Annotated in this window: 20 protein-coding genes; 9 read left to right on the top strand and 11 right to left on the bottom strand. The window is 68.7% G+C overall.

What is annotated here, in order from left to right; genetic code table 11:
* The first annotated feature begins 4 nt into the window (after nt 1-4).
* From ACT3SZ_RS05905 to ACT3SZ_RS05895, 3 genes are all read left to right on the top strand, one after another.
* Entirely contained in the window at nt 5-952 is a 948-nt protein-coding gene (locus ACT3SZ_RS05905; protein WP_444617418.1) for an ABC transporter ATP-binding protein, read from the top strand.
* Complete coding sequence (locus tag ACT3SZ_RS05900) at nt 949-1,749, top strand: ABC transporter permease (RefSeq protein ID WP_301443552.1); 801 nt, start codon at nt 949-951, stop codon at nt 1,747-1,749. The genes ACT3SZ_RS05905 and ACT3SZ_RS05900 overlap by 4 nt, the downstream gene beginning before the upstream one ends.
* A gap of 154 nt (nt 1,750-1,903) precedes the next feature.
* Nucleotides 1,904-2,959 (top strand): COX15/CtaA family protein, encoded by a 1,056-nt coding sequence (locus tag ACT3SZ_RS05895; RefSeq protein ID WP_444617664.1) that lies wholly within the window; start codon nt 1,904-1,906, stop codon nt 2,957-2,959.
* A gap of 268 nt (nt 2,960-3,227) precedes the next feature.
* Here the strand turns inward: ACT3SZ_RS05895 and ACT3SZ_RS05890 are convergent, their stop codons facing one another.
* On the bottom strand, nt 3,228-4,154 hold the full coding sequence (locus tag ACT3SZ_RS05890; protein WP_444617416.1) for a heme o synthase: 927 nt from the start codon (nt 4,152-4,154) through the stop codon (nt 3,228-3,230).
* Nucleotides 4,155-4,443: 289 nt separating this feature from the next.
* Between ACT3SZ_RS05890 and tkt the strand changes: the two genes are divergently transcribed.
* The 6 genes from tkt to ACT3SZ_RS05860 all read left to right on the top strand — a co-directional run bounded on the left by tkt (nt 4,444) and on the right by ACT3SZ_RS05860 (nt 12,491).
* Nucleotides 4,444-6,525: a transketolase gene (gene tkt, locus ACT3SZ_RS05885; protein ID WP_444617415.1), complete on the top strand. Its 2,082-nt coding sequence runs from the start codon at nt 4,444-4,446 to the stop codon at nt 6,523-6,525.
* A 63-nt stretch (nt 6,526-6,588) separates the two neighbouring features.
* Nucleotides 6,589-7,683, top strand: coding sequence for a transaldolase (gene tal, locus ACT3SZ_RS05880; RefSeq protein WP_444617413.1), 1,095 nt, complete (start codon nt 6,589-6,591; stop codon nt 7,681-7,683).
* Nucleotides 7,680-9,215 (top strand): glucose-6-phosphate dehydrogenase, encoded by a 1,536-nt coding sequence (gene zwf, locus ACT3SZ_RS05875; RefSeq protein WP_444617412.1) that lies wholly within the window; start codon nt 7,680-7,682, stop codon nt 9,213-9,215. Before tal ends, zwf begins: the two co-directional genes overlap by 4 nt.
* Nucleotides 9,215-10,267 carry a glucose-6-phosphate dehydrogenase assembly protein OpcA gene (locus tag ACT3SZ_RS05870; RefSeq protein ID WP_444617410.1) on the top strand — a complete coding sequence of 351 codons (1,053 nt, stop codon included), beginning with the start codon at nt 9,215-9,217 and terminating at the stop codon, nt 10,265-10,267. The genes zwf and ACT3SZ_RS05870 overlap by 1 nt, the downstream gene beginning before the upstream one ends.
* Nucleotides 10,264-11,067, top strand: coding sequence for a 6-phosphogluconolactonase (pgl, locus tag ACT3SZ_RS05865; RefSeq protein ID WP_444617408.1), 804 nt, complete (start codon nt 10,264-10,266; stop codon nt 11,065-11,067). The genes ACT3SZ_RS05870 and pgl overlap by 4 nt, the downstream gene beginning before the upstream one ends.
* A 140-nt stretch (nt 11,068-11,207) precedes the next feature.
* A complete protein-coding gene (locus ACT3SZ_RS05860; RefSeq protein WP_444617406.1) occupies nt 11,208-12,491 on the top strand; it encodes an HNH endonuclease signature motif containing protein in 1,284 nt (427 codons plus the stop codon).
* 73 nt (nt 12,492-12,564) lie between these two features.
* Here ACT3SZ_RS05860 and secG read toward each other — a convergent pair whose 3' ends face one another.
* The 10 genes from secG to ACT3SZ_RS05810 all read right to left on the bottom strand — a co-directional run bounded on the left by secG (nt 12,565) and on the right by ACT3SZ_RS05810 (nt 24,773).
* Nucleotides 12,565-12,804 carry a preprotein translocase subunit SecG gene (gene secG, locus ACT3SZ_RS05855; RefSeq protein ID WP_301442881.1) on the bottom strand — a complete coding sequence of 80 codons (240 nt, stop codon included), beginning with the start codon at nt 12,802-12,804 and terminating at the stop codon, nt 12,565-12,567.
* 114 nt (nt 12,805-12,918) lie between these two features.
* Complete coding sequence (gene ppc / locus ACT3SZ_RS05850; RefSeq protein ID WP_444617662.1) at nt 12,919-15,672, bottom strand: phosphoenolpyruvate carboxylase; 2,754 nt, start codon at nt 15,670-15,672, stop codon at nt 12,919-12,921.
* Nucleotides 15,673-15,771: 99 nt separating this feature from the next.
* The gene (tpiA, locus tag ACT3SZ_RS05845; RefSeq protein ID WP_444617404.1) at nt 15,772-16,554 is read right to left on the bottom strand and encodes a triose-phosphate isomerase; all 783 of its coding nucleotides are present in this window, start codon (nt 16,552-16,554) and stop codon (nt 15,772-15,774) included.
* A gap of 12 nt (nt 16,555-16,566) precedes the next feature.
* On the bottom strand, nt 16,567-17,778 hold the full coding sequence (locus ACT3SZ_RS05840; protein WP_444617402.1) for a phosphoglycerate kinase: 1,212 nt from the start codon (nt 17,776-17,778) through the stop codon (nt 16,567-16,569).
* Nucleotides 17,779-17,951: 173 nt separating this feature from the next.
* Entirely contained in the window at nt 17,952-18,959 is a 1,008-nt protein-coding gene (gene gap / locus ACT3SZ_RS05835; RefSeq protein WP_301442878.1) for a type I glyceraldehyde-3-phosphate dehydrogenase, read from the bottom strand.
* Between the two features lie 77 nt (nt 18,960-19,036).
* Nucleotides 19,037-20,110, bottom strand: a complete 1,074-nt coding sequence (whiA, locus tag ACT3SZ_RS05830) for a DNA-binding protein WhiA (RefSeq protein WP_444617400.1) — start codon at nt 20,108-20,110, stop codon at nt 19,037-19,039.
* Nucleotides 20,094-21,176, bottom strand: a complete 1,083-nt coding sequence (locus ACT3SZ_RS05825; protein ID WP_444617398.1) for a gluconeogenesis factor YvcK family protein — start codon at nt 21,174-21,176, stop codon at nt 20,094-20,096. The genes whiA and ACT3SZ_RS05825 overlap by 17 nt, the downstream gene beginning before the upstream one ends.
* Entirely contained in the window at nt 21,173-22,117 is a 945-nt protein-coding gene (rapZ, locus tag ACT3SZ_RS05820; RefSeq protein ID WP_301442875.1) for an RNase adapter RapZ, read from the bottom strand. The genes ACT3SZ_RS05825 and rapZ overlap by 4 nt, the downstream gene beginning before the upstream one ends.
* A 9-nt stretch (nt 22,118-22,126) precedes the next feature.
* On the bottom strand, nt 22,127-24,220 hold the full coding sequence (gene uvrC / locus ACT3SZ_RS05815) for an excinuclease ABC subunit UvrC (RefSeq protein WP_444617397.1): 2,094 nt from the start codon (nt 24,218-24,220) through the stop codon (nt 22,127-22,129).
* Between the two features lie 19 nt (nt 24,221-24,239).
* Nucleotides 24,240-24,773, bottom strand: a complete 534-nt coding sequence (locus ACT3SZ_RS05810) for a PH domain-containing protein (protein WP_444617395.1) — start codon at nt 24,771-24,773, stop codon at nt 24,240-24,242.
* Nucleotides 24,774-24,815: the final 42 nt, after the last annotated feature.

The following is a 24,815-nucleotide window of genomic DNA, read 5'->3' as shown; positions in this document are numbered from 1 at the left end:
CACCGTGGTTAGCGCAGGGAAGGACGCGGGCAGCCGGGCTGCACTCCGTTTACGCGGGGTCGTCAAGAGGTACGGGGATGTCACCGCGGTGGACGGCCTGGACCTCACCGTCGGGCAGGCCGAGGTCCTTGCCCTGCTGGGCCCCAATGGGGCAGGCAAGACGACGACGGTGGAGATGTGCGAGGGCTTCCTCGCCCCCGACGAGGGCACCGTCGAGGTGCTCGGCACCGACCCCTCGCGCGACACGGACCGGCTGCGCGGACGCATCGGCGTGATGCTGCAGGGCGGCGGGGCGTATCCGGGCATCCGCGTCGGCGAGATGCTCAACCTCGCGGCGTCCTACTCCGCCGATCCCCTCGACCCGGCCTGGTTGCTTGAGACTGTGGGCCTGACCGGCCACGAGAAGTCCAGTTACCGCCGCCTGTCAGGCGGCCAGCAGCAGCGCCTCTCGCTGGCGCTGGCCCTGGTAGGACGTCCCGAGCTGGTCTTCCTCGACGAACCGACCGCGGGGCTGGACGCCCAGTCGCGTCTGGCGGTGTGGGACCTGATCACCGCGCTGCGCGGTGACGGGGTGTCGGTGGTGCTCACCACCCACCTCATGGACGAGGCCGAGGCGCTCGCCGACCACGTGGTCATCATCGACCACGGTAAGGCGGTGGCCCAGGGCACGATCAGTGAACTCACCAGCACCTCCGACCCGCGGATTACCGTATGCACCGACCGCGAGCTGGACGTGGCGGCCTTGGCCGACCGGCTCGCACCGTCCGGCGCCACTGTCTCGGTGACCCGGCCGGCGCAGATCTCCGTGTCCGCGACGGTGACCCCCGCGCTCGTCGCCGAGATCACCGCCGAGGCAGCCCGCCAGGACGTGCTCGTGACCTCCCTGGAGGTCGACCAGCGCAGCCTGGAGAGCGTATTCCTCGACATCACAGGAAGGGAGATCCGCGCATGATCCGGTCCCGTCAGACCTCCGGACGTTTCGCCCCCGGCCAGTTCACGCCCGACCCGCACCAGGCGCCGACCGGCCGGATGCTGCTGGCCCAGGCCCGCATCGAGACCCTGCTCTTCCTGCGCCACGGCGAACAGCAGCTCCTGTCGCTGGTGATCCCGCTGGGCTTGCTCGTGGCCCTCAGCCTGATTCCCGTGGTCCCGCTGGACGACGCGGTGCAGAACGTCTACCCGATGACCGTGGGCATCGCGCTGATGAGCGCCGGATTCACCGGGCAGGCCATCGCCGTGGCCTTCGACCGACGCTACGGGGCGCTGAAACGTATCGGCGCGTGCGGCGTGCCGCGCCGCGTCCTGATCGCCGGCAAGATCATGGCCGTCGGTGCCGCGGTGCTCGTGCAGCTCGTCGTCCTCACCGCCGTGGCGCTGCTGCTGGGCTGGTCGCCGAGCGCGGCCGGCGCCCTGCCCGCGGCCCTGTTCATCCTCGTGGGTGTGGCCACCTTCACCGCCCTGGGACTGCTGCTCGGCGGGACGCTGAGTTCGGAGTTGGTGCTCGCGCTCGGCAATACGATCTGGTTCGTACTGATGGGCGCGGCCGTCGTCGCGGCGATGGACACCGACCTGCCCGGCCCGGTGCACGCCGGACTGCGCGTCCTGCCGTCCGTGGCGCTGACCGACGGGCTGGTGGACGCCTCCGCCGGCACGATGAACCTGCCCGCCCTGCTCGTCCTCGCAGCCTGGGGTGTGGTGGGCGGCGCACTGGCCGTGCGGTTCTTCTCCTTCACCATGGACGACGACTGAGACGAATACTGAGCCGTTCAGATTACGGCCGTCGCGCCCTGTAGCGATAGACTGGGGCACCGTGAAGGTCTCGCAGAAACCCCAGGACGGCAGCCCGACAACCAGCACAGACCCAGGGGTCGTGCCCCGGGTGAGAGACACCACACTGGTGGCGATGCGCGACCGTGTGCAACACACCGAGAAGCCGGTGAACCGGGGGTTCCTGCGCTTCTACACCGCGATCCTCGCCCTGTGCGCATGGTCGCCGGTCCCCACGGTGAAGCGCCAGCGCCTGTACGCGATCATCCTCATGGTCTGCCAGGGAGGCATCACCTTCACCGGTTCGCTGGTGCGTGTCACCGGCTCCGGTCTGGGCTGCCCCACCTGGCCGCAGTGCCACCCCGGCTCGCTGGTGCCGGAGTCCGGGACGACCCCGGCGATCCACCAGGCCATCGAGTTCGGTAACCGGATGCTGACCTTCGTGCTCATCGTCGCCGCCCTGGTGGCCTTCCTGACTGTCCTGCGGGCGGCCCGGCGCAATACGATCCTGCACATCGCCTTCCTGCAGGGCATCGGCATCATCGCCCAGGCGGTCATCGGCGGAATCACCGTGCACCTGGACCTGGCGTGGTGGATCGTGATGCTCCACTTCCTGCCGTCGATGGTGCTGGTCTTCTTCGCCGCGGTGATGGTCGTCAAGATTGGTGAGGACGACGAGGCCCCGCGCCGCGCCACCATGCCCCGCCCGTTGCGCTGGGCGACCTGGGGCTCCGCGGTGGGCCTGGCGCTGACCCTGGTCTCCGGCACGATGACCACCAGCTCCGGCCCGCACGCCGGCGATGAGGCGATCCAGGAGGGCGACCGACTGCAGATCGCCCTGTTCGAAATCGCCAATATGCACGCCCACGCGATGTACCTGTACATGGGCATCACCATCGGCCTGCTCGCCGGTCTGCTGGCCGTGCACGTGGACCGTCGGATCAAGACCGCCGCGCTGGTGCTGATCGCCGGGATCGTGATCCAGGGCGTGGTCGGCGTGGTGCAGTACAACCTCGGTGTGCCGCGTTGGACGGTGCCTCCGCACGTCCTCGGCTCCGCGGTCGTGACCGCAGCCACCGGGTTGCTGTGGGCGATGCGCTTCCGCCGGGGCGATGACGCCGCGGACCGCGACTACGACACCGAAGACGCGGTGGACGCGGCAGGCGCCGCGGACACAGCAGACGCCTCGTAGCGTCCGGCGGTAGTCCCCGCCGATACAGACTCCCCACGGGCACGTGGCAACCCCCAGGTCGATTCATTCGGCCTGGGGGTTGCTTGTTGCTGGAGCCCTCCAGGCCTCTCGCGCGTCCCTCCCCGTCCCCACCGCCGGCGCAATCCTTGCAATTCGGCCCGATTGCTGCCAGTGAACGGGCCGAAATGCAGAGATTGCGCCGGGCAGAGAACAACCCCACAGGGTGGTCGCTGACCGTCCTGTGGGGTTGAACGCTGGGGTTGGGGCCCTAGAAGCCCACCATCTCTTGGATGGTCTCCAGGCCGAGGACGGCGTCCACCGACAGACCAACGAAGAGCACCGAGAGGTAGTTGTTCGAGAGGAAGAAGAGGTTCATCGGCTTGACCTTCACGCCCTTCTTCACCCCGTTGTGCAGCCCGTGGGCGCGCAGGATGAACCACGCACCGCTGAGCAGCGCCACCACGGCGTAGACCCAACCGGTCGCCGGGACGAGCAGCAGCGAGGTGATCACCGTCGCCCACGTGTACCAGAGGATCTGGCGGGTGACCTCGAGCGGAGGCTTGACGACGGGCATCATCGGCACGCCGGCGGCCTCGTAGTCCTCGCGGTAACGCATGCCCAGCGCCCAGGTGTGCGGCGGCGTCCAGAAGAAGATGATCAGGAACAGCAGCAGCGCCTGGCCCCAGGAGGCCCAGCCGGCGTTGAAGGAACCGCCGTTGGCCTCGGTCACGGTGGCCCAGCCGACCATCACCGGCATACAGCCGGCCGCCCCGCCCCAGATCACGTTCTGCCAGGTCCGACGCTTGAGCCACTTGGTGTACACGAAGATGTAGAACCAGATGGTCAGCAGGATGAACCCGGCGGCCAGCCAGGAGTGGCACAGCAGGCCGAGCCACAGCACGCTGCCGATGGTGAGTGCCCAGGCAAAGATGCGGGCCTCGGTCTTGTTCACCGTGTGCTTGGCCAGCGGCCTGCGGTGCGTGCGCCGCATCTTCTGGTCGATGTCGTAGTCGGCGACCATGTTGAAGGTATTCGCCGCGGCGGCACCCATCCATCCGCCGACCAGTGTCAGCAGGATCAGCCCGAGATTTACCTCACCGCGCTGTGCCTGGAGCATGGACGGGATAGCGGCGACAAGCAGCAGCTCGATGACACGGGGTTTCGTCAGCGAGATATACGCCTTGATCTTGTCCACCGGTCAGTCCGCCTCCATAAACGCCATCGTCACCGTGTGTTCCTGATTGTCGGGACACACGGATCTGCCAAACGGACAGGTTACCCGAGCCGACGGTGGGACCGGAAACCGCTGTCGCCTCTGGGCCGCCCAGTGGCCTACCCAGTGCCCTGCCGGTGATCCGTCAGTGACACGGTCGACCTCAGACCACTACACTGGTCGGGGTTACACGGGCCGCGTCCTGCGACCAACTGTGGTCACCGCGCCCGTGTCCTCTTTATGTCCCCCGACGACAGGAAGGCTACCCAGCGTGACACTCCCCAAGGACCTCGAAGCCCGTACGGTCCGGAAGTACCCGGACGACTGGTCGGAGTTGGACACCCGTGCGGTGGACACCGCCCGCGTCCTCGCGGCGGACGCCGTGGAGAAATGCGGTTCCGGCCACCCGGGCACCGCGATGTCCCTCGCTCCCCTGGCGTACACGCTGTACCAGCGCGTCCTGCGCCACGACCCGTCCGACCACAACTGGGCCGGACGCGACCGCTTCGTCCTGTCGGCCGGGCACAGCTCGCTGACGCAGTACATTCAGCTGTACCTCGGCGGCTTCGGCCTGGAGCTCGACGACATCAAGGCACTGCGCACCTGGGTTTCCAAGACCCCGGGGCACCCGGAGGTCGGCCACACCGACGGTGTGGAGATCACCACCGGCCCGCTCGGCCAGGGCCTGGCGTCCGCCGTGGGCATGGCCGTGGCGTCGCGCCGTGAGCGCGGTCTGTTCGATCCGGAGTCTGAGCAGGGCGACTCCCCGTTCGACCACCACATTTACGTCATCGCCTCCGACGGTGACCTCCAGGAGGGCGTGACCTCCGAGGCGTCGTCCTTCGCCGGCACCCAGCAGCTGGGCAACCTGGTCGTCTTCTGGGACGACAACAGTATCTCCATCGAGGACAACACCGACATCGCCTTCGGCGAGGACGTCGTGGCCCGCTACGCGGCCTACGGCTGGCAGACCTTGGAGGTCAATGCGGAGGACGTTACGGCGATCCTCGCCGCCGTCGAGGAGGCGAAGGCCGACACGGTGCGTCCGACGTTCGTGCGCGTGCGGTCGGTCATCGGCTACCCCGCGCCGACGAAGATGAACACCGGTGCCGCCCACGGTGCCGCCCTCGGCGGCGAGGAGATCGCCGGGGTGAAGAAGGCCCTCGACTTCCCTTCCGACGTCGACTTCCCCGTCGAGGACGAGGTCATCGCTCATTCCCGCGGGCTCGTGGAGCGCGGCCAGCAGGCGCACGCCTCCTGGCAGGCGGACTACGACGCGTGGGCGCAGCGCAACCCGGAAGGTGCCGCATTGCACGCGCGGCTGGCCGCCCGCGAGCTGCCGGAAGGTTTCGACGCCGAGCTTCCCACCTGGGACGCCGGCGACAACCTGGCCACCCGCAAGGCTTCCGAGGCTGCCCTGCAGGCCCTCGGCGCCACGCTGCCGGAGCTGTGGGGCGGTTCCGCCGACCTCGCCGGCTCCACCAACACCATCATCAAGGGCGACAAGAGCGTGGGCCCGGAGTCCATCTCCACCGACGCCTGGTCGGCGACCCCCTACGGCCGTAACCTGCACTTCGGCATCCGCGAGCACGGCATGGCCGCGATCCTCAACGGCATCGCCCTGCACGGCGCGACGCGTCCCTACGGCGCGACGTTCCTGCAGTTCTCCGACTACGCCCGCGGCGCGGTGCGCCTCGGCGCGCTGATGAGCAGCGACGTCTACCACGTGTGGACGCACGACTCCATCGGCCTCGGCGAGGACGGCCCCACCCACCAGCCCGTCGAGCACCTCGCCGCGCTGCGCGCCATCCCGAACCTCTCGGTGATCCGTCCCGCGGACGCCAATGAGACCGCACAGGCGTGGTCCGCCGCGCTCAAGGCCCCGGCCGCTCCGAAGGCACTGATCCTCACCCGTCAGGGCGTGCCGGTGCTGGAGGGCTCGAAGGAGAAGGCCGCCGAGGGTGTCGCCCGCGGTGCCTACGTGCTCGTCGAGTCGTCCACCGAGACCCCGCAGGTGATCCTGATGGGCTCGGGCTCCGAGGTGCAGCTGGCCGTCGAAGCCGCCGCCGCGCTGGAGTCCGAGGGCATCGGTACCCGCGTCGTCTCTGTGCCCTGCATGGAGTGGTTCGAGCAGCAGGACGCCGAGTACCGCGAGTCCGTCCTGCCGTCCGGCGTCACGGCGCGCGTCTCCGTCGAGGCGGGCATCGCGATGCCGTGGAAGGGCTACACCGGTTTCGGCGGACGCAATGTCTCGCTGGAGCACTTCGGTGCCTCCGCCGACTACAAGACCCTCTACCGCGAGTTCGGCATCACCGCCGAGGCGGTCGCCACCGCCGCCCGCGACATCCTCTAACACCCCCAGAGAACCCCCGCAGAGAACCACGCACACTTTTCGAAGAAAGTTGGTTGATCACCCGTGAACCACGTCACCGAACTCGCCGCCGCCGGAACCTCCGTATGGCTGGACGACCTCTCCCGCGACCGTCTCGACACCGGTAACCTTGCCGAGCTCATCGCCGACTCCGGCATCGTCGGGGTCACCACCAACCCGGCGATCTTCGCCAAGGCCATGTCCGTCGGCACCGCCTACGACGCCCAGGTCGCCGAGCTCAAGGCGTCCGGCTCGGACGTCTCCGACGCCGTGTTCGCCATGGCCGTGCAGGACGTCCGCAACGCCTGCGACGTCTTCTCCGAGGTCTACGCGTCCTCCGACGGCGTCGACGGCCGGGTCTCCATCGAGGTCGACCCGGGTCTAGCCGACGACCGCGAGGGCACGGTGACGCAGGCGCGCCAGCTGTACAAGGACGTCGGTCGCGAGAACGTGATGATCAAGATCCCGGCCACCGAGGCGTGCCTGCCGGCGATCACCGAGGTGCTCGCCGACGGCATCAGCGTGAACGTGACCCTGATCTTCAGCGTGGAGCGCTACCGCCAGGTCATCGCCGCCTTCGTCGAGGGCATCGCCCAGGCCCAGGCCAACGGCCACGACGTGTCGAAGATCCACTCGGTGGCCAGCTTCTTCGTCTCCCGCGTGGACACCGAGATCGACCGTCGCCTCGACGAGATCGGCACCGCCGCTGCCCTGGCAGTGCGTGGCAAGGCTGGTCTCGCCAACGCCCGCCTGGCCTACGAGGCCTTCGAGACCGAGCTGCGCCAGGACTCGCGTTGGCAGCAGCTCGAGGCCGCCGGCGCGCACCCGCAGCGTCCGCTGTGGGCGTCCACCGGCGTGAAGAACCCCGACTACCCCGACACCCTGTACGTCACCGGCCTCGTCGGCCCGGACACGGTGAACACCATGCCGGAAGACACCCTCAACGCCACCCTGGACCACGCCACGGTCTCCGGGAACACGCTCAGCGGTACCGGTGAGGACTCCCGCGAGATCTTCGCCGCCCTCGAGGATCTCGGCGTGAACCTCAAGGACGTCTTCCTCGTGCTGGAGCACGAGGGCGTCGACAAGTTCGTCAGCTCCTGGCAGGAGCTGCTCGACACCATCGGGGAGCGTCTGTGAGTTCTGAGTCAGCAGAGTGGACGAATCCGCTGCGCGACGCTGCCGACCGGCGCGTCCCGCGGATCGCCGGGCCCAGTGGCCTGGTGATCTTCGGGGTCACCGGTGACCTGGCTCGGCGCAAGCTTCTGCCGGCAGTCTACGACCTGGCCAACCGGGGCCTGCTTCCGGCGGGCTTCAGCCTGATCGGCTACGGGCGTCGGGACTGGACGAAGGAGGAGTTCGAGGCCGAGGTTCTCGACGCCGTCCGCGAGCGGGTGCGTACCCCCTGGCGTCAGGCCGTGTGGGAGCAGCTCGCCGCAGGCATCCAGTTCGTCAAGGGCGACTTCGTCACCGACTCCGCCTTCGACGACCTCGCCGCGATGACCAAGAAGATGGACGAGGAGCGTGGCACCGGCGGTAACTGGGCCTACTACCTCTCCGTCCCGCCGCAGTACTTCTCCGAGGTCTGCAACCAGTTGGAGCGTTCGGGTCTCGCCGACTCGACCGACGGCTGGAAGCGCGTGGTCATCGAGAAGCCCTTCGGACACGACGAGGAGTCCGCGACCGAACTGAACCGGATCGTGAACTCCGTCTTCCCGGAGTCCTCGGTGTTCCGCATCGACCACTACCTCGGCAAGGAAACCGTCCAGAACATCCTGGTGCTACGTTTTGCCAACCAGATGTTCGAGCCGCTGTTCAGCTCCGGCTACATCGACCATGTGCAGGTCACCATGGCCGAGGACATCGGCCTGGGCGGGCGTGCCGGCTACTACGACGGCATCGGTGCCGCCCGCGACGTGATGCAGAACCACCTGCTTCAGCTGCTGGCCCTGGTGGCGATGGATGAGCCGGTGACCTTCTCCCCCGATGAACTCAAGGCCGAGAAGCTCAAGGTGCTCAAGGCCACCCGCCCGGTGGGGCCCTTCGCGCAGACGACCGCGCGTGGCCAGTACACCTCCGGCTGGCAGGGTTCCGAGCACGTCCCCGGACTGCGCGATGAGGCTGGTTTCGACCCGTCCTCGACGACGGAGACCTTCGCGGCGGCGACCTTCGAGATCAACTCGCGGCGCTGGGCCGGTGTGCCGTTCTACCTGCGCACCGGTAAGCGTCTGGGACGCCGGGTGACCGAGATCGCCCTGGTGTTCAAGGAGGCCCCGCACCAGTCGTTCAGCCCGGAGCAGACCGAGGCACAGCAGTCCAATGTGCTCGTGATCCGCGTGCAGCCCGACGAGGGTGTACTGCTGCGCTTCGGCTCGAAGGTGCCGGGTTCGGCGATGGATGTGCGCGACGTGAACATGGACTTCTCCTACTCGGAGGCGTTCACCGAGCAGTCACCGGAGGCTTATGAGCGGTTGATCCTCGACGCATTGTTGGACGAGGCGAGCCTCTTCCCCACCAATGAGGAGGTCGAGGAGTCCTGGCGGATCCTGGACCCGGTGCTCAACTACTGGGCCGACGCCGGACGCCCCGAAGATTATGATCCGGGCACCTGGGGTCCTTCCGGGGCCGACCGGATGCTGTCCCGACACGGCAGGAATTGGAGGCGTCCCTGATGCCATGGAAGACGTTCACCGATGCCGGTGACCACGCCACGGTCGTCGACCTCGGTACGACGACCACAAGTGAATTGACCGACCGGCTGCACCAGCTTCGTGAGGACCGGGGCGAAATCGCCACCGGCCGCGTGCTCACGCTGATCGTGTCGGTGCGCTCCGAGGAAGACCTGGACACGGTGGTCAACGCCACCGTGGATGCTTCACGTGAGCACCCGGCCCGGGTGATTTTCGTCGTGCACGACCGCTCGACCGACGAGGTCAGCATGGACGCGGCGATCCACCTGGGCGGTACCGCCGGTGCCTCGGAGATGATCCTGATGCGCCTGCACGGCGCGTTGGCTGATCACGCCGACCACGCGGTGATGCCCCTGCTGCTGCCGGACACCCCGGTGGTTGTCTGGTGGCCGTTCACCTCTCCGCGCAACCCGGCCGCCGATTCCCTCGGTGCGCTGGCGACCCGACGGATCACCGACAGTTTCGCCGACGCGGCCGCAGGTCGCGGTGCCGAGGCGATCTTCCGCCGACGCATCGGCTACTCCCTCGGCGATTCCGACCTGGTGTGGAGCCGTATCACCCCGTGGCGCGGCCTGCTGTCCAGCGCGCTGGACCAGCGCGTCGGCGACACTTTCCTGTCCGCGGAGGTCTCCGGGCCTGCCGACGATCCGGCGGTGGACATCGCCGCCGGGTGGCTGGCCGACCGGCTCAATGTGCCGGTGACCCGGTGCGCAGACGGCTCGCCGTCGGTCCCGCTCGACGACGAGGGCAAGCCAATGTCCCCGATCCAGCGCACGGTGATCACCTGCGCCAACGGGTCGGTGGAACTCACCGTCATCAACCACCGCTCGGTGCGAGTCAGCACCGGCGTGGGTACGGACACGCTGGTGAATCTGGCGCGACGTCAGGTCGGCGACTGCCTCGCCGAGGAGCTGCGCCACCTGGAGCCCGACCGTGCTTTCGGTCAGGCCTTGCACGGGTTGCCCCGTGTGCGCACCCCGCGCGACGGTATGACGGCCTCGATGCCGTTCTCTGCTCAGGAGAGCACCCGATGAGCGCCGGTAGGAACCTCGAGGTCATCGGCTGGCAGGACGGCGACGCCCTGGCCGCCGGCGTGGCCCGCGACATCGTGGACCTCGTCGCCGGTGTCCAGCGCGACGGCGGGGTCAGTGAGGACGGCTTCGCCAGGATCGTGCTGACCGGCGGTGGCGCCGGCGGTGCGGTGCTGCGCCAGCTTGCCGCCCTTGACCACGCCGCCCGTGCGTCCGCCGACTCCTTCCCCGTCACCGCGATCGACTGGGCGAAGGTCCACGTCTTCTTCGGCGACGAGCGTTTCGTGCCGACCGGCACCACCGGTGCCACGGCGCGCAACGACGACCTGGCGGACGCTGAACTGCTCTCCCACGTCGACGTCCCGGAGGCCAATGTCCACCGCGTGGGCGTTCCCCGCGACGACGAGCCGGTCGACGGGTCCGGGTTGGACGCTGCGGCGGAGGCTTACGGTGAGGCCGTGGCCGCCTTTGCGCCGGACGGTTTCGACCTGCACCTGCTCGGTATGGGGCCGGAGGGGCATGTGAACTCCCTGTTCCCCCATACCGCCGAGCTCTCCCCTGCCGCGGGCACCTCCGTGGTGGCGGTGCGCGAATGCCCGAAGCCGCCGTCGGAGCGGGTGTCATTGACCCGTGAGGCCATCGCCACCGCGTCCGAGGTGTGGCTGCTCGTCACCGGCGAGGCGAAGCGGGAGGCAGCCGGCGAGGTTGTCTCCGGCGAGGATCCCGCCCAGTGGCCCGCGGCCGGGGTCTCCGGTTCGCGTCGGACCGTGCTGCACGTCGACGCCGCTGCGGACCCGCGCTAGCGGCTTCCTGCAGTCCGGCCCACCAGGTTTCATGCCTGGTGGGCCTTCTTTTTTGTGCACTGTTCGAACAGGCGCGCGTTTCATGTCCGGGCCTTGGTATACACTTCATCCAACAAATGGAAGAAGGGGGAACCAGGGACATGACCACCACCGATGAACCAGCCACAGTCGACATCGACGCCCTGCAGCGCCACATCAACGTCGTAGAGATGGGCCTGATCATCCACCTGCGCCAACTACCGGCCAGCGAACGCCTCGGCTCAGCACTCGCCCTGCGCGGACGCTCCCAACACGACGCCACCCGCTTCGCACACGCAGGCGAACTCGCCGCACGCAACCTCGAACTCTTCTGCGCCGTCGTCACCACCGGCATCCTCGCCGCCGACCACCTCGCCCTGATCCGCCGGATGATCAACGCCCAACTGTCCACCGTGCCCAAGGGCCGCCACGACGAGATCACCGCCTGCCTCGACGCGGCAATCAACACCCACGTCACCCCGTGGCTGCGCGAAACCACCCGACTGGTCACCCTGCAAGAACTCCGCGACCGCGTGCGCGCGGCGATACTCGATGCCGCACCGGTGCTGGCCGACAACACCGCCCTGGCCCAGGAAGACACCGTCACCCTCAAGCGCCGGGGCAACAAGATGATCCTCACCGGCGGCGACATCGTCACCCTGGCGGCCATCGACGACGAACTCGACAAGAAAGCCCGCGTCATGCTCGCCGACGCCCGCCGCCTTCAGGAAAACCTCCCCGAAGAAGAACGCTCCGAGCTTCCGACCCGCTCCCAGCTCAAAGCACAGGTCATGCTCGAACAGCTCGGCGACAACCCGAACTCGATGGAAATCCGGGTGCATCTCTACCGCGCGACAATAGACGGCGTGCACGGCACCGGGGCGGGCTACGTCGCCGGGGTTGGGTGGATCAACCCTGCCACCGCCGAACGCTTCGAAGGGGCCTGCGATCCGAAGAAGGTCAAGGAAATCCCCATCGACCCGCAGGACTACCCCGAATCGCCGGGCTACCCGTTCCTGCTGGGCCACCGCACGTACATGGAAGGCCGGGACGCGACCTGCCGGTTCCCGTACTGTGACGTGCCGGCCACACTCTGCGACAACGACCACATCATCAATTCCCCGCATACTGACCCCACCAGCGACGGGGCCACGCACCCGAGCAATGGGCAGAAACTCTGCCGCCCACACCACCGGCTGAAAACCGAGGGTTCCTGGCGGTGCTCCTCCCCCGATGGCGGGTTCACGATCCACTGGCAAGGCCCGGGCGGGGTGCGCTACACCACGCACGCGACCGGCCCGTTGGCCCAGGTCTATGGCCCGGATGTCAAGGACACCGGCCCCGCGCCCACCTTTGACGACACAGACGACACCACCGACACCGAGGAACCTCCCGACGAGAACTAACACCCGCGCACACGAAAGCCCCCACACCTTTGATGGTGCAGGGGCCGGACGTGCGGGCCAGCTAGTGGCTGGCTCAGCCCACGTTGTAGTGGACGACCAGGTTCAGTCCAATGATGGCGGCGATCCAGATCACGGCGGTGGTGACCGTCAACCGGTCGAGGTTCTTCTCCACGACCGTGGAGCCCGACAGGCTCGACTGCATACCGCCACCGAACAGGCTGGACAGGCCGCCGCCCTTCCCCTTGTGGAGAAGAACGGAGAGTCCCAGAATGAGGCTGGTGACCACCAGAAGGATCTGGAGGGTGAGAACCATGCGAACTGCCTTACGTCGGTCGGGGCCATGCGATAACCACACCATCATAGCCCACCGCCGGACATCGTGACACCCACGACACCCCGCAGCGGGAACGAGGGAGTCCCATGAACCCTAACCCGAGTTACGCAGCCCCGTGGCCAGCCCATTCATGGTCAAGCGGATGCCGTCGAGGACGTCCTCACTGCGATCCCCGGCACGGTAGCGGCGCAGCAGTTCCAGCTGCAGCAGATTCAACGGCAGCAGGTACGGGAAGCGATTGCGCACGGACATCGCCAGTGCCGGGTTGTCGGTGACCAGGCTGTCCTGGCCGGTGACCTTCAGGCACATCTCCAAAGTGAGGTGGAACTCGTCGACGATGGTGTCGTAGATGCGCTCGGCGTCGTCGGAGTCGGGCACTAGACCGGAGTACAGCTTCGCCACGGACAGGTCGGCCTTGGCCATCACCTGCGCCATGTTCGACAGGACCGAGCGGAAGAACGGCCAGGAGCGGTGCAGCTCCTGCAGGTACGCCAGCTTCTCCCCCGACTCGTCTTCGCCGACCCAATCGCGCAGTGCCGAGCCCACGCCGAACCAACCGGGCAGCATGATGCGCGACTGCGACCAAGACAGCACCCACGGGATCGCGCGCAGGTCAGCGATGCTGCTGGTCTGCTTGCGCGAACTCGGACGCGAGCCGATGTTCAGGTTCCCGATCTCCGCCAACGGTGTGGAGGAGGTGAAGTAGTCGATGAAGCCATCGTCCTCGTGCATCAGCGTGGCATAGGCCTTGCGGGACAACTCGGCGATCTCGCGCATGGCGGCGTAGGCGTCGTCCGGGTCGTCGATGCGGTCGACGGGGAGCAGGCTGGCCTCCAGCGTCGCCGACACCAGCGCCTCGAGGTTCCGGCGTGCCACCGAGGGCACCCCGTACTTCGCGGAGATGATCTCGCCCTGCTCGGTGATCCGGACGCTGCCCTGCACCGCGCCCTCCGGCTGGGCGAGGATCGCCTCGTGGCTGGGGCCGCCGCCGCGTCCGACGGTGCCGCCGCGCCCGTGGAACAGGCGCAGGCCCACCCCGGCGTCCTTCGCCGCGGCGACGAGTGACAGTTCGGCGTCGTAGAGGCCCCAGTTGGCGGCGAAGTAGCCGCCGTCCTTGTTCGAGTCGGAGTAGCCGAGCATGACCTCCTGCACGCCGCCGCGCTGGGCGACGTAGTCACGGTAGAAACCGTGGCCCCACAGTTCCGCCATCACTGCCGACCCATTGGCAAGGTCGTCGATGGTCTCGAACAGGGGAATCACGTCGATCCCGCCGGTGACCACACCGTCGGTGACGTCGATCAGGCCGACCTCCTTGAGCAGGATCATCGGCTCCAGGATGTCGGAGACGCTGGACGCCATGGAGATGATGCAGTGCGGCACGGCGTCGGGGCCGAAGCGTGCGACGGCGGCGGCCGCGGAACGGAAGATGCCGAGTTCGCGCTCGGTCGCTTCGCTCCACGTGGCACGCGGGTCGGTCAGCGGACGCGGCGAGTGCAGTTCCGCGGCGAGCAGTTCGACGCGGGCCGCCTCATCCAACGTGGTGTAGTCGCCGACCACGCCGGCGCGGGCGAAGAGTTCGCTGAGGATGGCCTCGAAGCTCTCGGAGTTCTGCCGCAGGTCCAGGCTGCTCAGGTGGAAGCCGAAGGACTGGGCGGCGGCGATGACGGTGCCGAGACGGTGATCGGCGATGAGGTCGTCGGCGCTGGCTCGCAAGGAGGCGTCCACGGTCTCCAGATCGGCGAGGAACTCGGTGGCGTCGGCGTAGGGCTCGTGCGGTCCGGCGGTGCGGTCCGGGTCGACGGCGTCGCTGAGACGGGCGGCGGCGGTGGCTGCGATCCGTCCGCGGATGCCGTGGGCGGCCCGACGGTAGGGCTCGTCGACGCGGGACGGGACGTCGTTGTGGCCGCGGTCCGCGAGCTCGTCGAGCTCCGGGGTGGCCGAGGTCAACCGGCTGGACAGGCTGAGCTCGTGCTCCAGGTCGTGCAGCTGCGCGAGGTACCAGTCGAAGACGGTCTGGGCGGCACGCGAGGACGCGTAGTCCACCGTCTCACCGGTGACGAAGGGGTTGCCGTCGTGGTCGCCGCCGATCCAGCTGCCGGGGCGTACCACCGGGGTGGCCGGGACGTCCTGCCCGTAGCGTTCCCGCAGCTCCACGGTGACGCGACGGTTGATCTGCGGGATCTCCTGCAGCAGACTGATGGTGAAGTAGCGCAGGCCCACGTTGATCTCGTCCTCGATGCGCGGACGCACCGAGCGGATCAGGGCGGTCTGCCACAGGATGGTCACGCGACGGCGGATGTCGCGGTCGATGCTTGCGAGCCGGTCGTCGCTGCGGGCGGTGCGTCCGGCGTTGAGGATGCGGCCGCGCTTGCGCATCAGGCGGGTGATGTCCCACTGGACGTCGAAGACGGTGCGCCGACGCGTCTCGGTCGGGTGTGCGGTGAGTACGGGCGCCACGTAGGCCGACTCCACAACCTTCGAGACCTCCGCGGCGCTGACCTCGCCCTCGTCGAGGGCCTTCCAGGCGGCCTGCAGGGTGGCGCGCGGCGGGGCGGCGCCTTCATCGGCCAGGCGCTCGCGCAGGCGCTCCTCGTGCAGGTCCTCGGCCAGGTTGGCCAGCAAAGCGAAGTGGGAGAAGGCCCGGATTACGGGCAGTGCCTTGTCCGCGGAGAGGTCGCGGAGCCGGTCGGCGAGGTCGGCAACGTCGCCATCGCCGTGGCGGATGCCGAAGGCCGCCTGGCGGGTCTCCTCGACGAGGGCGAAGACGTCCTCACCCTCCTGTTCGCGGATGACGTCGCCGAGGATGGAACCGAGGTAGCGCAGTTCCTGACGCAGACCCGGCACGATCTCCGGCTCGTCCCGGTCCGGTGGGACGACGGGGATGGCGGTGCCGGGGACCGTGGTGTCGGACTCTTCAATGGGAGATGTCATTCCCCCATTGTGCCTCTAGCCGGCAGCCTTTGCAGCCGCTGCGCACAGACGTGCGAAATCCTCGCCGTCGAGGCTGGCCCCGCCGACGAGTCCGCCGTCAACGTCGGGCTGGCCGACGATCTCGGCGACGGAATCGGTCTTCACCGAACCTCCGTAGAGGATCCGGACGCCGTCGGCGGTCTGCTGGTCGGCGAGCTCGGCGACGAGCACGCGGATCGCGGCGCAGACCTCCTGCGCATCGGACGCCGAGGCGACCTTGCCGGTGCCGATGGCCCACACCGGCTCGTAGGCGATGACCACGTTGGCCAGGTCGGACGAGGACAGGCCGTCCAGCGAGGCGCGGGTCTGCGCGACGACGTAGTCGACGTGCTCACCGGACTCGCGGACCTCCAGCGGCTCGCCGACGCACACGATCGGCGACAGCCCGGAACCGAGCGCGGCCTTGGCCTTGGCGGCCACGGTGGCGTCGTCCTCCCCGTGGTACTGACGACGCTCCGAGTGTCCGACGACGGCCCAGCTGCAGCCCAACTTGGCCAGCATCGAGGCGGAGACCTCGCCGGTGTAGGCGCCGGACTCGTAGACGGAGACGTCCTGAGAACCGTATGTCAGCGGGATCTTCTCGCCGTCCACGACGGTCTGCACGCTGCGGATGTCGGTGAACGGGGGGATCACGGCGACGTCGACGTGCTCGTAGTAGTCCTTCGGCAGGGCGAAGGCGAACTTCTGGACGACCTGGATGGCCTCCAGGTGGTTGAGGTTCATCTTCCAGTTGCCGGCGATGAGCGGGGTGCGTGACATGGTGGGTACTCCTCAGTTCTCGAGAACGGTGATGCCGGGCAGTTCCTTGCCCTCGAGGAACTCGAGGGAGGCACCGCCGCCGGTGGAGATGTGGCTGAAGCCGTCCTCGTTCAGGCCGAGGGTGCGCACGGCGGCGGCGGAGTCGCCACCACCGACCACGGAGAAGGCGCCGGCGGAGGTGGCCTTGATGATCGCCTCGGCGAGCCCACGGGTGCCGTCGGCGAAGGCGGCGAACTCGAACACGCCCATCGGGCCGTTCCAGAACACGGTCTTGGCGGCACCGAGGGTCTCGGAGAACGCGGCGACGGAGTCCGGGCCGATGTCGAGGCCCATCTGGCCGTCCGGGATGGCGTCGGCGGCGACGGTGGTGGCCGGCGCGTCGGCGGCGAACTCGGGGGCGACGACGACGTCGGACGGCAGGGCGATGACGTCACCGAAACGCTCGAGCAGGTCGCGGCAGGTGTCGATCATGTCCTCCTGCAGCAGCGAGCTGCCCACGGAGTGACCCTGGGCGGCGAGGAAGGTGAAGCACATGCCGCCGCCGATGATCAGCGTATCGACCTTGGGGGCGAGCGCCTCGATCACGCCGAGCTTGTCGGAGACCTTCGAGCCGCCGAGCACCACGACGTAGGGCTGGGCCGGGTCCTCGGACACGGTGCGCAGGACCTCGAGCTCGGACTGCACCAGACCGCCGGCGTAGTGCGGCAGCAAGGCGGCGACGTCGTAGACGGACGCCTGGCGACGGTGGACAACGCCGAAGCCGTCGGAGACGAAGGCCCCGTTGTCGCCGGTGAGTGCGACGAGCTCGGCGGCGAAGGCCTGACGCTCGGCCTCGTCCTTGGAGGTTTCGCGGGCGTCGAAGCGGACGTTCTCCAGCAGGAGGACGTCGCCGTCGTTGAGGCCGTTGGCACGCTCGTGGGCGTCCTCGCCGGTGACGTCCTGGGCCAGCGGTACCCACTGGTCGAGACGCTCGGCGAGTGCCTCGGCGACGGGGGCGAGCGAGAACTCGGGGTTGACCTCGCCCTTCGGGCGGCCGAGGTGGGCGGTGACGATGACGCGGGCACCGGCGTCGATCAGGCGGCGCAGGGTGGGCAGCGAGGCGTCGATGCGGCCCGGGTCGGTGATGTCACCGTCCTTGAGGGGCACGTTCAGGTCGGCGCGGACGAGGACGTGACGTCCTTCGACACCGTCGGCGATGAGGTCGTCGATGGTCTTCACGGTCATGGCTCAGTCTCCTGTGATTAGGTGGTTGACGGGGATCGTTCGTGAGGGGTGGAAAAATCTGGTGGCCGGACGGAAGCAGACAGGGTAACGGCGGGTCGGCATGTGCCGACCCGCCGTGGGACCGGTGGAACCGGCCGGTACTGCTCCAGACTACTGGACCACCCGGAGGTGGATCAGAGACGCTCGCCCACGTAGGCGGCGAGGTCCACGAGGCGGCGCGAGTAGCCCCACTCGTTGTCGTACCAGGAGACGACCTTGACCTGGTTACCGATGACCTTCGTCAGACCCGAGTCGAAGATCGAGGAGTGCGAGTCGCCGACGATGTCGGTGGAGACCAGCGGCTCATCGTCGGAGTAGGACAGCACGCCCTTGAGCTCACCCTCGGCGTGCTTCTTGATGGCGGCGTTCACGGCCTCGACGCTGACCTCCTTGGATGCCTCGAAGGTCAGGTCGGTGACCGAGCCGGTGGGCACGGGCACGCGCAGTGCGTAGCCGTCCAGCTTGCCCTTGAGCTGCGGGAGCACCAGCGAGACGGCCTTGGCCGCACCGGTGGAGGTCGGCACGATGTTCAGGGCCGCGGCGCGGGCGCGACGCAGGTCCTTGTGAGGTGCGTCGTGCAGACGCTGGTCGCCGGTGTAGGCGTGGATGGTGGTCATCAGACCCTTGACGATGCCGAACTCCTCGTCGAGGACCTTGGCCATCGGTGCCAGGCAGTTGGTGGTGCACGATGCGTTGGAGATGATCGTGTGCGCTGCCGGGTCGTAGTCGGTGTGGTTGACACCGACGACGAAGGTCGCGTCCTCGTTCTTCGCCGGAGCGGAGATGATGACCTTCTTCGCGCCCGCGTCCACGTGTGCCTTCGCGGCGGTGGCGTCGGTGAAGAAGCCGGTGGACTCGATGACGATGTCGACTCCCAGCTCGCCCCACTTGAGGTTCTGCGGGTCGCGCTCGGCGGTGACGACGAGGCGCTTGCCGTCGACGGTGATCGACTCCTCGTCGTAGCTGACCTCAGCGTCCAGACGACCCAGGATGGAGTCGTACTTCAGGAGGTTGGCCAGGGTCTTGTTGTCGGTGAGGTCGTTGAAGGCGACGACCTCGAGGTCAGCCCCGCTCTCGCGGAGTGCCCGGAAGAAGTTGCGGCCGATCCTGCCGAACCCGTTAATTCCTACCCGTACCGTCACGGTAAAGCTCCTGTTCTCGATGAGTGGTGAGTTGCCGTTGTCCAGAGTACAGCGGAATCCGGCAGCCCGCCGTGGAGCTATTCTGTGCCCTGATCTTCCGCGGTCAACCGCTTATCTTCGGCTTCCCCCGTACCGTCCACGTCCTCCATAGCCTCCATGTCGTCGAGATCATCAAGATCGAAGATATCGTCGGTGACCGCGGCGTGGGTGTCGGGGATCCCGACCTCGCCGGCACGCTGGTCGGCCATGGTGAGCAGGCGGCGGATGCGTCCGGCGACGGCGTCCTTGGTCATCTGCGGGTCGGCGAGCTGGCCGAGCTCCTCCAGCGAGGCCTGCCGGTGCTGCACCCGCAGCGTACCGGCCTGCACCAGGTGCTCGGGCACGTCCTCGCCGAGGATCGTCAACGCCCGGTCCACCCGTGCGGCGGCGACGACGGCGGCGCGGGCGGACCGGCGCAGGTTGGCGTCGTCGAAGTTCGCCAGCCGGTTGGCGGTGGCCCGGACCTCGCGGCGCATACGCTGCTCCTCCCAGTCCAACCGGGTGCGCTGAGCACCCATGCGGGTCAGCAGGTCGCCGATGGTCTCCCCGTCGCGGATGGTCACCCGGATGATCCCGCGGGTCTCCTTCGTCTTCGCGGTGACCCCGATCCGACGCGCCGCCCCGACGAGCGCCAGCGCCGCCTCATTGCCGGGCGTGGTGACCTCCAGGGAGGACGAGCGGCCCGGCTCGGTCAGCGAGCCGCGGGCGAGGAACGCGCCGCGCCAGGCGGCGGTGCACTGCTCGGCGGTGCCGCCGATGATGTAGGGAGGCAAACCGCGGACGGGGCGTCCGGCGCGGTCGATCAGCCCCGTGCGGCGGGCGAGTTCTGTACCGCCCTCGGCCCAGCGCAGGACGTAGCGCGAGGAGGTGCGCAGGTTCCCTCCCCCGACGACCTGGATCTCGGCGGTGAGGTCGAAGAGCTCCTCGACGAAGCGGGAGATACGGCGCGCGGTGGCGCCGTTGTCGATCTCGGCCTCGACGACGATGCGTCCGGCCACCAGGTGCAGGCCCGCGCAGTAGCGCAGCAGGCCGGACACCTCGGCGGTCATGACCTCCGGCCGGGTCTCGTTGACCCGGGCCAGCTCATCCTTCACCTCAGACGTCAGTGCCACTGTGGCTGTCGCCCCTTTCCTCCGGGTGCCCCGGCTCGTCGTGTGTTCCGGGTGATCCTACCGTGGGGGTAGCGGTGCGGTCCCAGTCGGCGAGTTCACGCAACACCCCGGCGAGCTTGGCCGAGGAGTGCCGGTCGGTCCACCGGCCGCGGTCGTCGTCCTCGCGCACATCGCGGTAGAGCACGGTGGCGCCCAGCCGGGCGGCGGCACGTTCCATGTGGCGGCGTTCATTGCCGGGCAGCAGCACGGAGGTGTCGACCACCACCACGTCCATGGTGAGGGTGGGACAGTGCTGCAGCAGCATGTGGATGTGGCGTTCCATGGAGAACCCGCTGGTCTCCCCCGGCTCGGCGACGAGGTTCATGATCACCGCGCGGGTGGCGGTGGTCTCGGCCAGCGCCTCGACGATGCCGGGCATCAGCAGGTGCGGGATCACCGAGGAGAACCAGGACCCCGGGCCCAGGGTGACCAGGTCGGCGTCGAGGATGGCCTGCACCGCCTCCGGCGAGGCCTCCGGGTTCTGCGGGATCAGCCGGACGCGACGCACCTGGCCCAGGGTGGACGCGACGGCGACCTGCCCGCGCACGGAGTTGACCTCGCGCGGGTCGTCGCCGATGCCCTGCACCTCGGCCTCCAGGTCCAGCGGCTCCGGGGACATCGGCAGCACCCGGCCGCGGATGCCGAGCAGGTCGCTGAGTTCGTCGAGCGCCTCGATGCTGGAGCCCAGCACCTCCGACAGTCCGGTGAGCACCAGGTTGCCCACGGCGTGGCCGGCGAGAGCGCCGTGCCCGGAGAACCGGTGTTGCAGGGTGCGTTCCCACAGGTGCCCGCGCGGGGTGTCGCGTACCAGGGCGGCGAGCGCCATGCGCAGGTCGCCCGGGGGCAGCGAGCCGAGCTCGCGGCGCATGCGTCCGGACGAACCGCCGTCGTCGGCGACGGTCACCACCGCGGTGACGTGCTCGGCCGCGGCCCGCGCCGAGCGCAGCGTGGCGAACAGGCCGTGGCCGCCGCCGAGGGCGGTGATGCGGTCAATATTCATTTCGGCCGAATCGTTCATCTCGCTCATGCCGAGGCCCCCTCACCGGTGGCGGTGCGGCCGGGACGGCCCGGCTCCAGGTCGCGGTGGACGGTGCGGACGTCCAGCTCCGGGTTCGCCGCCAGGCGCGCGGCGAGCGCCTCGGCGACCGCCGGGCTGCGGTGCTGGCCACCGGTGCAGCCGATCGCGACGGTGAGGAACCGTTTGCCCTCCCTGCGGTAGCCGGGCAGCGCGGTGGACACGAGGGTCTCGACCGCGTCGAGGTAGTCGGAGGCCTCCGGGCGCGACAGGACGAACTCGGCGACCGGGGCGTCCAGCCCGCTGTAGTCGCGCAGGTTCTCGTCCCAGTACGGGTTGGGCAGGAAGCGGGCGTCCAGCATCACGTCCACGTCGTTGGGGATGCCGTTCTTGAAGCCGAAGGACTGCACGGTCACGTGCTCACGCCGGTCCGACAGCGCCTCGAAGTAGCCCTCCATGCTGCGGCGCAGGTCGTGCACGCTGGTGCCGGAGGTGTCGATGACCAGGTCGGCGCGCTGGCGGATACCCTCCATCATCTCGCGCTCCCGGTCGATGCCGGCCTGCAGCGTCTCCCCGTCCTGCAGCGGGTGGGTGCGGCGCACCCGGCCGTAACGGCGGATCAGGGTGCGGTCGTCGGCGTCGAGGTAGAGCACCACGGGCCGCCGGCCGGACTCGTGCAGGCTGGAGAGCACCTCGGTGAGCGAACCGACGAAGTCGCGCGAACGTACGTCGGTCACCACGGCCAGGCGCTCGACGGGCGAGTCGGACTCGAAGCTGAGCTCGACCATGCGCATGATCAGTTCCGGGGGCAGGTTGTCGGCGACGTACCAGCCCATCTCCTCCAGGACGGTGGCCGCCTCCTTGCGGCCGGCGCCGGACATCCCGGTGATGAGGACCAGCGACGCCTCCTGCCGGTCAGGTCGCGTTCCCGTGTCTCGGGTGGCATCGTTCATGCCACGATTCTAGACCGAAGACTCCGGTGGTGTCTGCCGCTCCAACGCCGCCACGATGGCCTCGGCGAGTGCCGGCCCGAAGCCGGGCACCTGGGTGATGCCCTCCACCCCGGCCTCCCGGACCTTGGCCACCGAGCCGAAGGTCTTCACCAGCTCGGCCCGACGCTTCGGACCCAGCCCCGTGACCTCGTCGAGGGCGGAGCGGGTCATGCGTTTGCCGCGGCTGGAGCGGTGGAAGGTGATCGCGAAACGGTGCGCCTCATCGCGCAGTTGCTGGATCAGGTACAGCGCCTGGGAGTTGCGTGGCAGGATCACCGGGTACTCGTCGCCGGGCACCCACAGCTCCTCCAGCCGCTTGGCCACCCCCACCAGGGTGACGTCGGTGACGCCCAACTCGTCGAGCACCTCCTGGGCCGCGTTGACCTGGGGCTTGCCACCGTCGACGACGAAGAGCTGCGGCGGATAGGCGAACTTCTTCGAGCCGGCCTCGGCCTGCTCCACGGTGACCTCGCCGTCCAACAGGTCGCCGCCGTCGTCGCCCTCGGGCACGGCGGTGCGGTCCTTGTGGTGGCGTTTGAAACGGCGCCGGACGACTTCAGCGATCGAGGCGACGTCGTCGGAGTGCCCGTCGCCGGCGGCCTCGCGGATGCGGTAACGACGGTAGTCGGACTTGCGCGGCAGGCCGTCCTCGAAGACCACGAGGCTGGCGACCACGTCGGTGCCCTGGATGTGGGAGATGTCGGTGCACTCGATGCGCAGCGGGGAATCGTCCATCCACAGCGCCTCCTGCAGTTCCTGCAGGGCCGCCGAGCGGGTGGTCAGGTCGCCGGCGCGGGCGATCTTGTGCTGGCGCAACGCCTGGGTGGCGTTGGTGGTGGCGGTCTCCATCAGCGAGCGCTTGTCGCCGCGCTGCGGGACGCGCAGGGTGACCCGGGCGCCGCGCAGGACGGTGAGCCAGTCGGTGAGCCGCTCCCGGTTGGTGGGCAGGACGGGCAGCAGGATCTCGCGGGGCACGGGCTCCAGGGCCACGGCGTCCGGCTCGGTGCCGGTACCGGTACCGCCGACACCACCGCCGGACGCGACGTCGGCGCGCGAGTTGCCGCCGACGGCGGACTCGGTGGCGTTCGCGAGTTCGGCGTTCTCCCCGTAGAACTGGGTGAGGAAGTCCTCCAGCAGCGTGGGCCAGCCGTCGGCCTCTGAATCTTCGGCATCATCGGTGGACGCCTTCTTCTCCACCACCCAGCCGCGCTGGCCGCGGATGCGTCCGCCGCGCACGTGGAAGACCTGCACGGCGGCCTCGAGTTCATCGCTGGCCACGGCGACGAGGTCGGCGTCGGTGTCGTCGGAGAACACCACGGACTGCTTCTCCACGGTCTTCTCCATCGCCCCGAGCTGGTCGCGCAGGGATGCCGCGCGTTCGAAGTCGAGGTCGGCGGCGGCGTCCGTCATCTCGCCGCGCACGTCGCGGATCACCCGGTCGGTGTTGCCGCCGGCCAGGAAGGAGCAGAACTCGTCGACGAGTTTGCGGTGCTGCGAGGGCGACACCCGCCCCACGCACGGGGCCGAACAGCGGTCGATGTAGCCGAGCAGGCAGGGCCGTCCGAGCTGTTCGTGGCGCCGGTACACCCCGGCGGTGCAGGTGCGCACCGGGAATACCCGGGTCAGCGACTCCAGGGTGTCGCGGATGGCCCAGGCCTTGGGGTACGGGCCGAAGTAGCGCACGCCCTTCTTGCGCGGGCCACGGTAGAGGAACGCCCGCGGGTAGGTCTCCTTCACGCTCACGGCGAGCATGGGGTAGGTCTTGTCGTCCCGGTACATCACGTTGAACCGGGGGGCGAACTTCTTGATCCACGTGTACTCGAGGTTCAGGGCCTCGATCTCGCTGCCCACCACGGTCCACTGCACGTGGTCGGCGGTGTGCACCATGGTGCGGATGCGCGGTTCCAGGTGCCCGGGGTCCTGGAAGTAGTTCGACAGGCGGGCGCGCAGGTTCTTCGCCTTGCCGACGTAGATCACCCGGTCGTCGGCGTCACGGAACGTGTAGACCCCCGGACTGGTGGGGATCGTGCCGGGGGCGGGTCGGTAGGAGGCGGGGTCGGCCATGGACTCGGAGCCTACTCCCCTACTCGTCGGGCATGTAGCGGTCCTCGAGGACGCGGAAGTCCTCCACCTTCTTGGCGATCGTGGACCGGTCGGCGACCTGGAAGGCCATCATGGGCACGAACTCGAAGTCCGGCAGTTCCAGGCGGGCCCAGCGGGCCTTACGGGGGAAGGACAGTCCGTGGATGATTGACCAGTGGTAGAACTGGGCGCCGAAGATGTTGCGGACCTCCACCCCGTCCTCGCTGACGCGCACCCGGGGGCGCAGCAGCATCAGCACCGCGGCGGAGATGATCACGCCGATGCCGATGAACGCCCACTGGTCCACGCTGCTGACCGTGGCGCCGGTATCCCCCACCCCGGAGACGATGGCCATGAAGATGTGCACGGCCATGACCACGACCGCACCGATGACCGCCCACCACCGCAGGCTGGTGGAGGTGACGGTCAGCAGCCACTCCGGACGGCCCGCGCGACCGGGGGTCGCGCCGGTGGCCGTGCCGTCTACCGCACCGTCGGCCACAGCGGACTGGGACACTGATTCAGAGCTGCTCACGGGTCACCAGCCTACCCCCGGTCACGGACCACGACGAAACCG

The organism is Corynebacterium sp. AOP40-9SA-29, from assembly GCF_052377405.1.
Lineage (GTDB): Bacteria > Actinomycetota > Actinomycetes > Mycobacteriales > Mycobacteriaceae > Corynebacterium.
The sequence above is the reverse complement of the archived record's forward strand: the minus strand, read 5'-3'. Positions and strand labels throughout refer to the sequence as shown.

Bases quoted from the DNA above. Each gene is read 5' to 3' on its own strand.
- ACT3SZ_RS05900 (WP_301443552.1), top strand. From the start codon at position 949: ATGATCCGGTCCCGTCAGACCTCCGGACGTTTCGCCCCCGGCCAGTTC.
- ACT3SZ_RS05895 (WP_444617664.1), top strand. From the start codon at position 1,904: ATGCGCGACCGTGTGCAACACACCGAGAAGCCGGTGAACCGGGGGTTC.
- ACT3SZ_RS05870 (WP_444617410.1), top strand. From the start codon at position 9,215: ATGCCATGGAAGACGTTCACCGATGCCGGTGACCACGCCACGGTCGTC.
- pgl (WP_444617408.1), top strand. From the start codon at position 10,264: ATGAGCGCCGGTAGGAACCTCGAGGTCATCGGCTGGCAGGACGGCGAC.
- ACT3SZ_RS05860 (WP_444617406.1), top strand. From the start codon at position 11,208: ATGACCACCACCGATGAACCAGCCACAGTCGACATCGACGCCCTGCAG.
- secG (WP_301442881.1), bottom strand. From the start codon at position 12,804: ATGGTTCTCACCCTCCAGATCCTTCTGGTGGTCACCAGCCTCATTCTG.
- tpiA (WP_444617404.1), bottom strand. From the start codon at position 16,554: ATGTCACGCACCCCGCTCATCGCCGGCAACTGGAAGATGAACCTCAAC.
- ACT3SZ_RS05840 (WP_444617402.1), bottom strand. From the start codon at position 17,778: ATGACCGTGAAGACCATCGACGACCTCATCGCCGACGGTGTCGAAGGA.
- ACT3SZ_RS05825 (WP_444617398.1), bottom strand. From the start codon at position 21,176: ATGAGCGAGATGAACGATTCGGCCGAAATGAATATTGACCGCATCACC.
- rapZ (WP_301442875.1), bottom strand. From the start codon at position 22,117: ATGAACGATGCCACCCGAGACACGGGAACGCGACCTGACCGGCAGGAG.
- uvrC (WP_444617397.1), bottom strand. From the start codon at position 24,220: ATGGCCGACCCCGCCTCCTACCGACCCGCCCCCGGCACGATCCCCACC.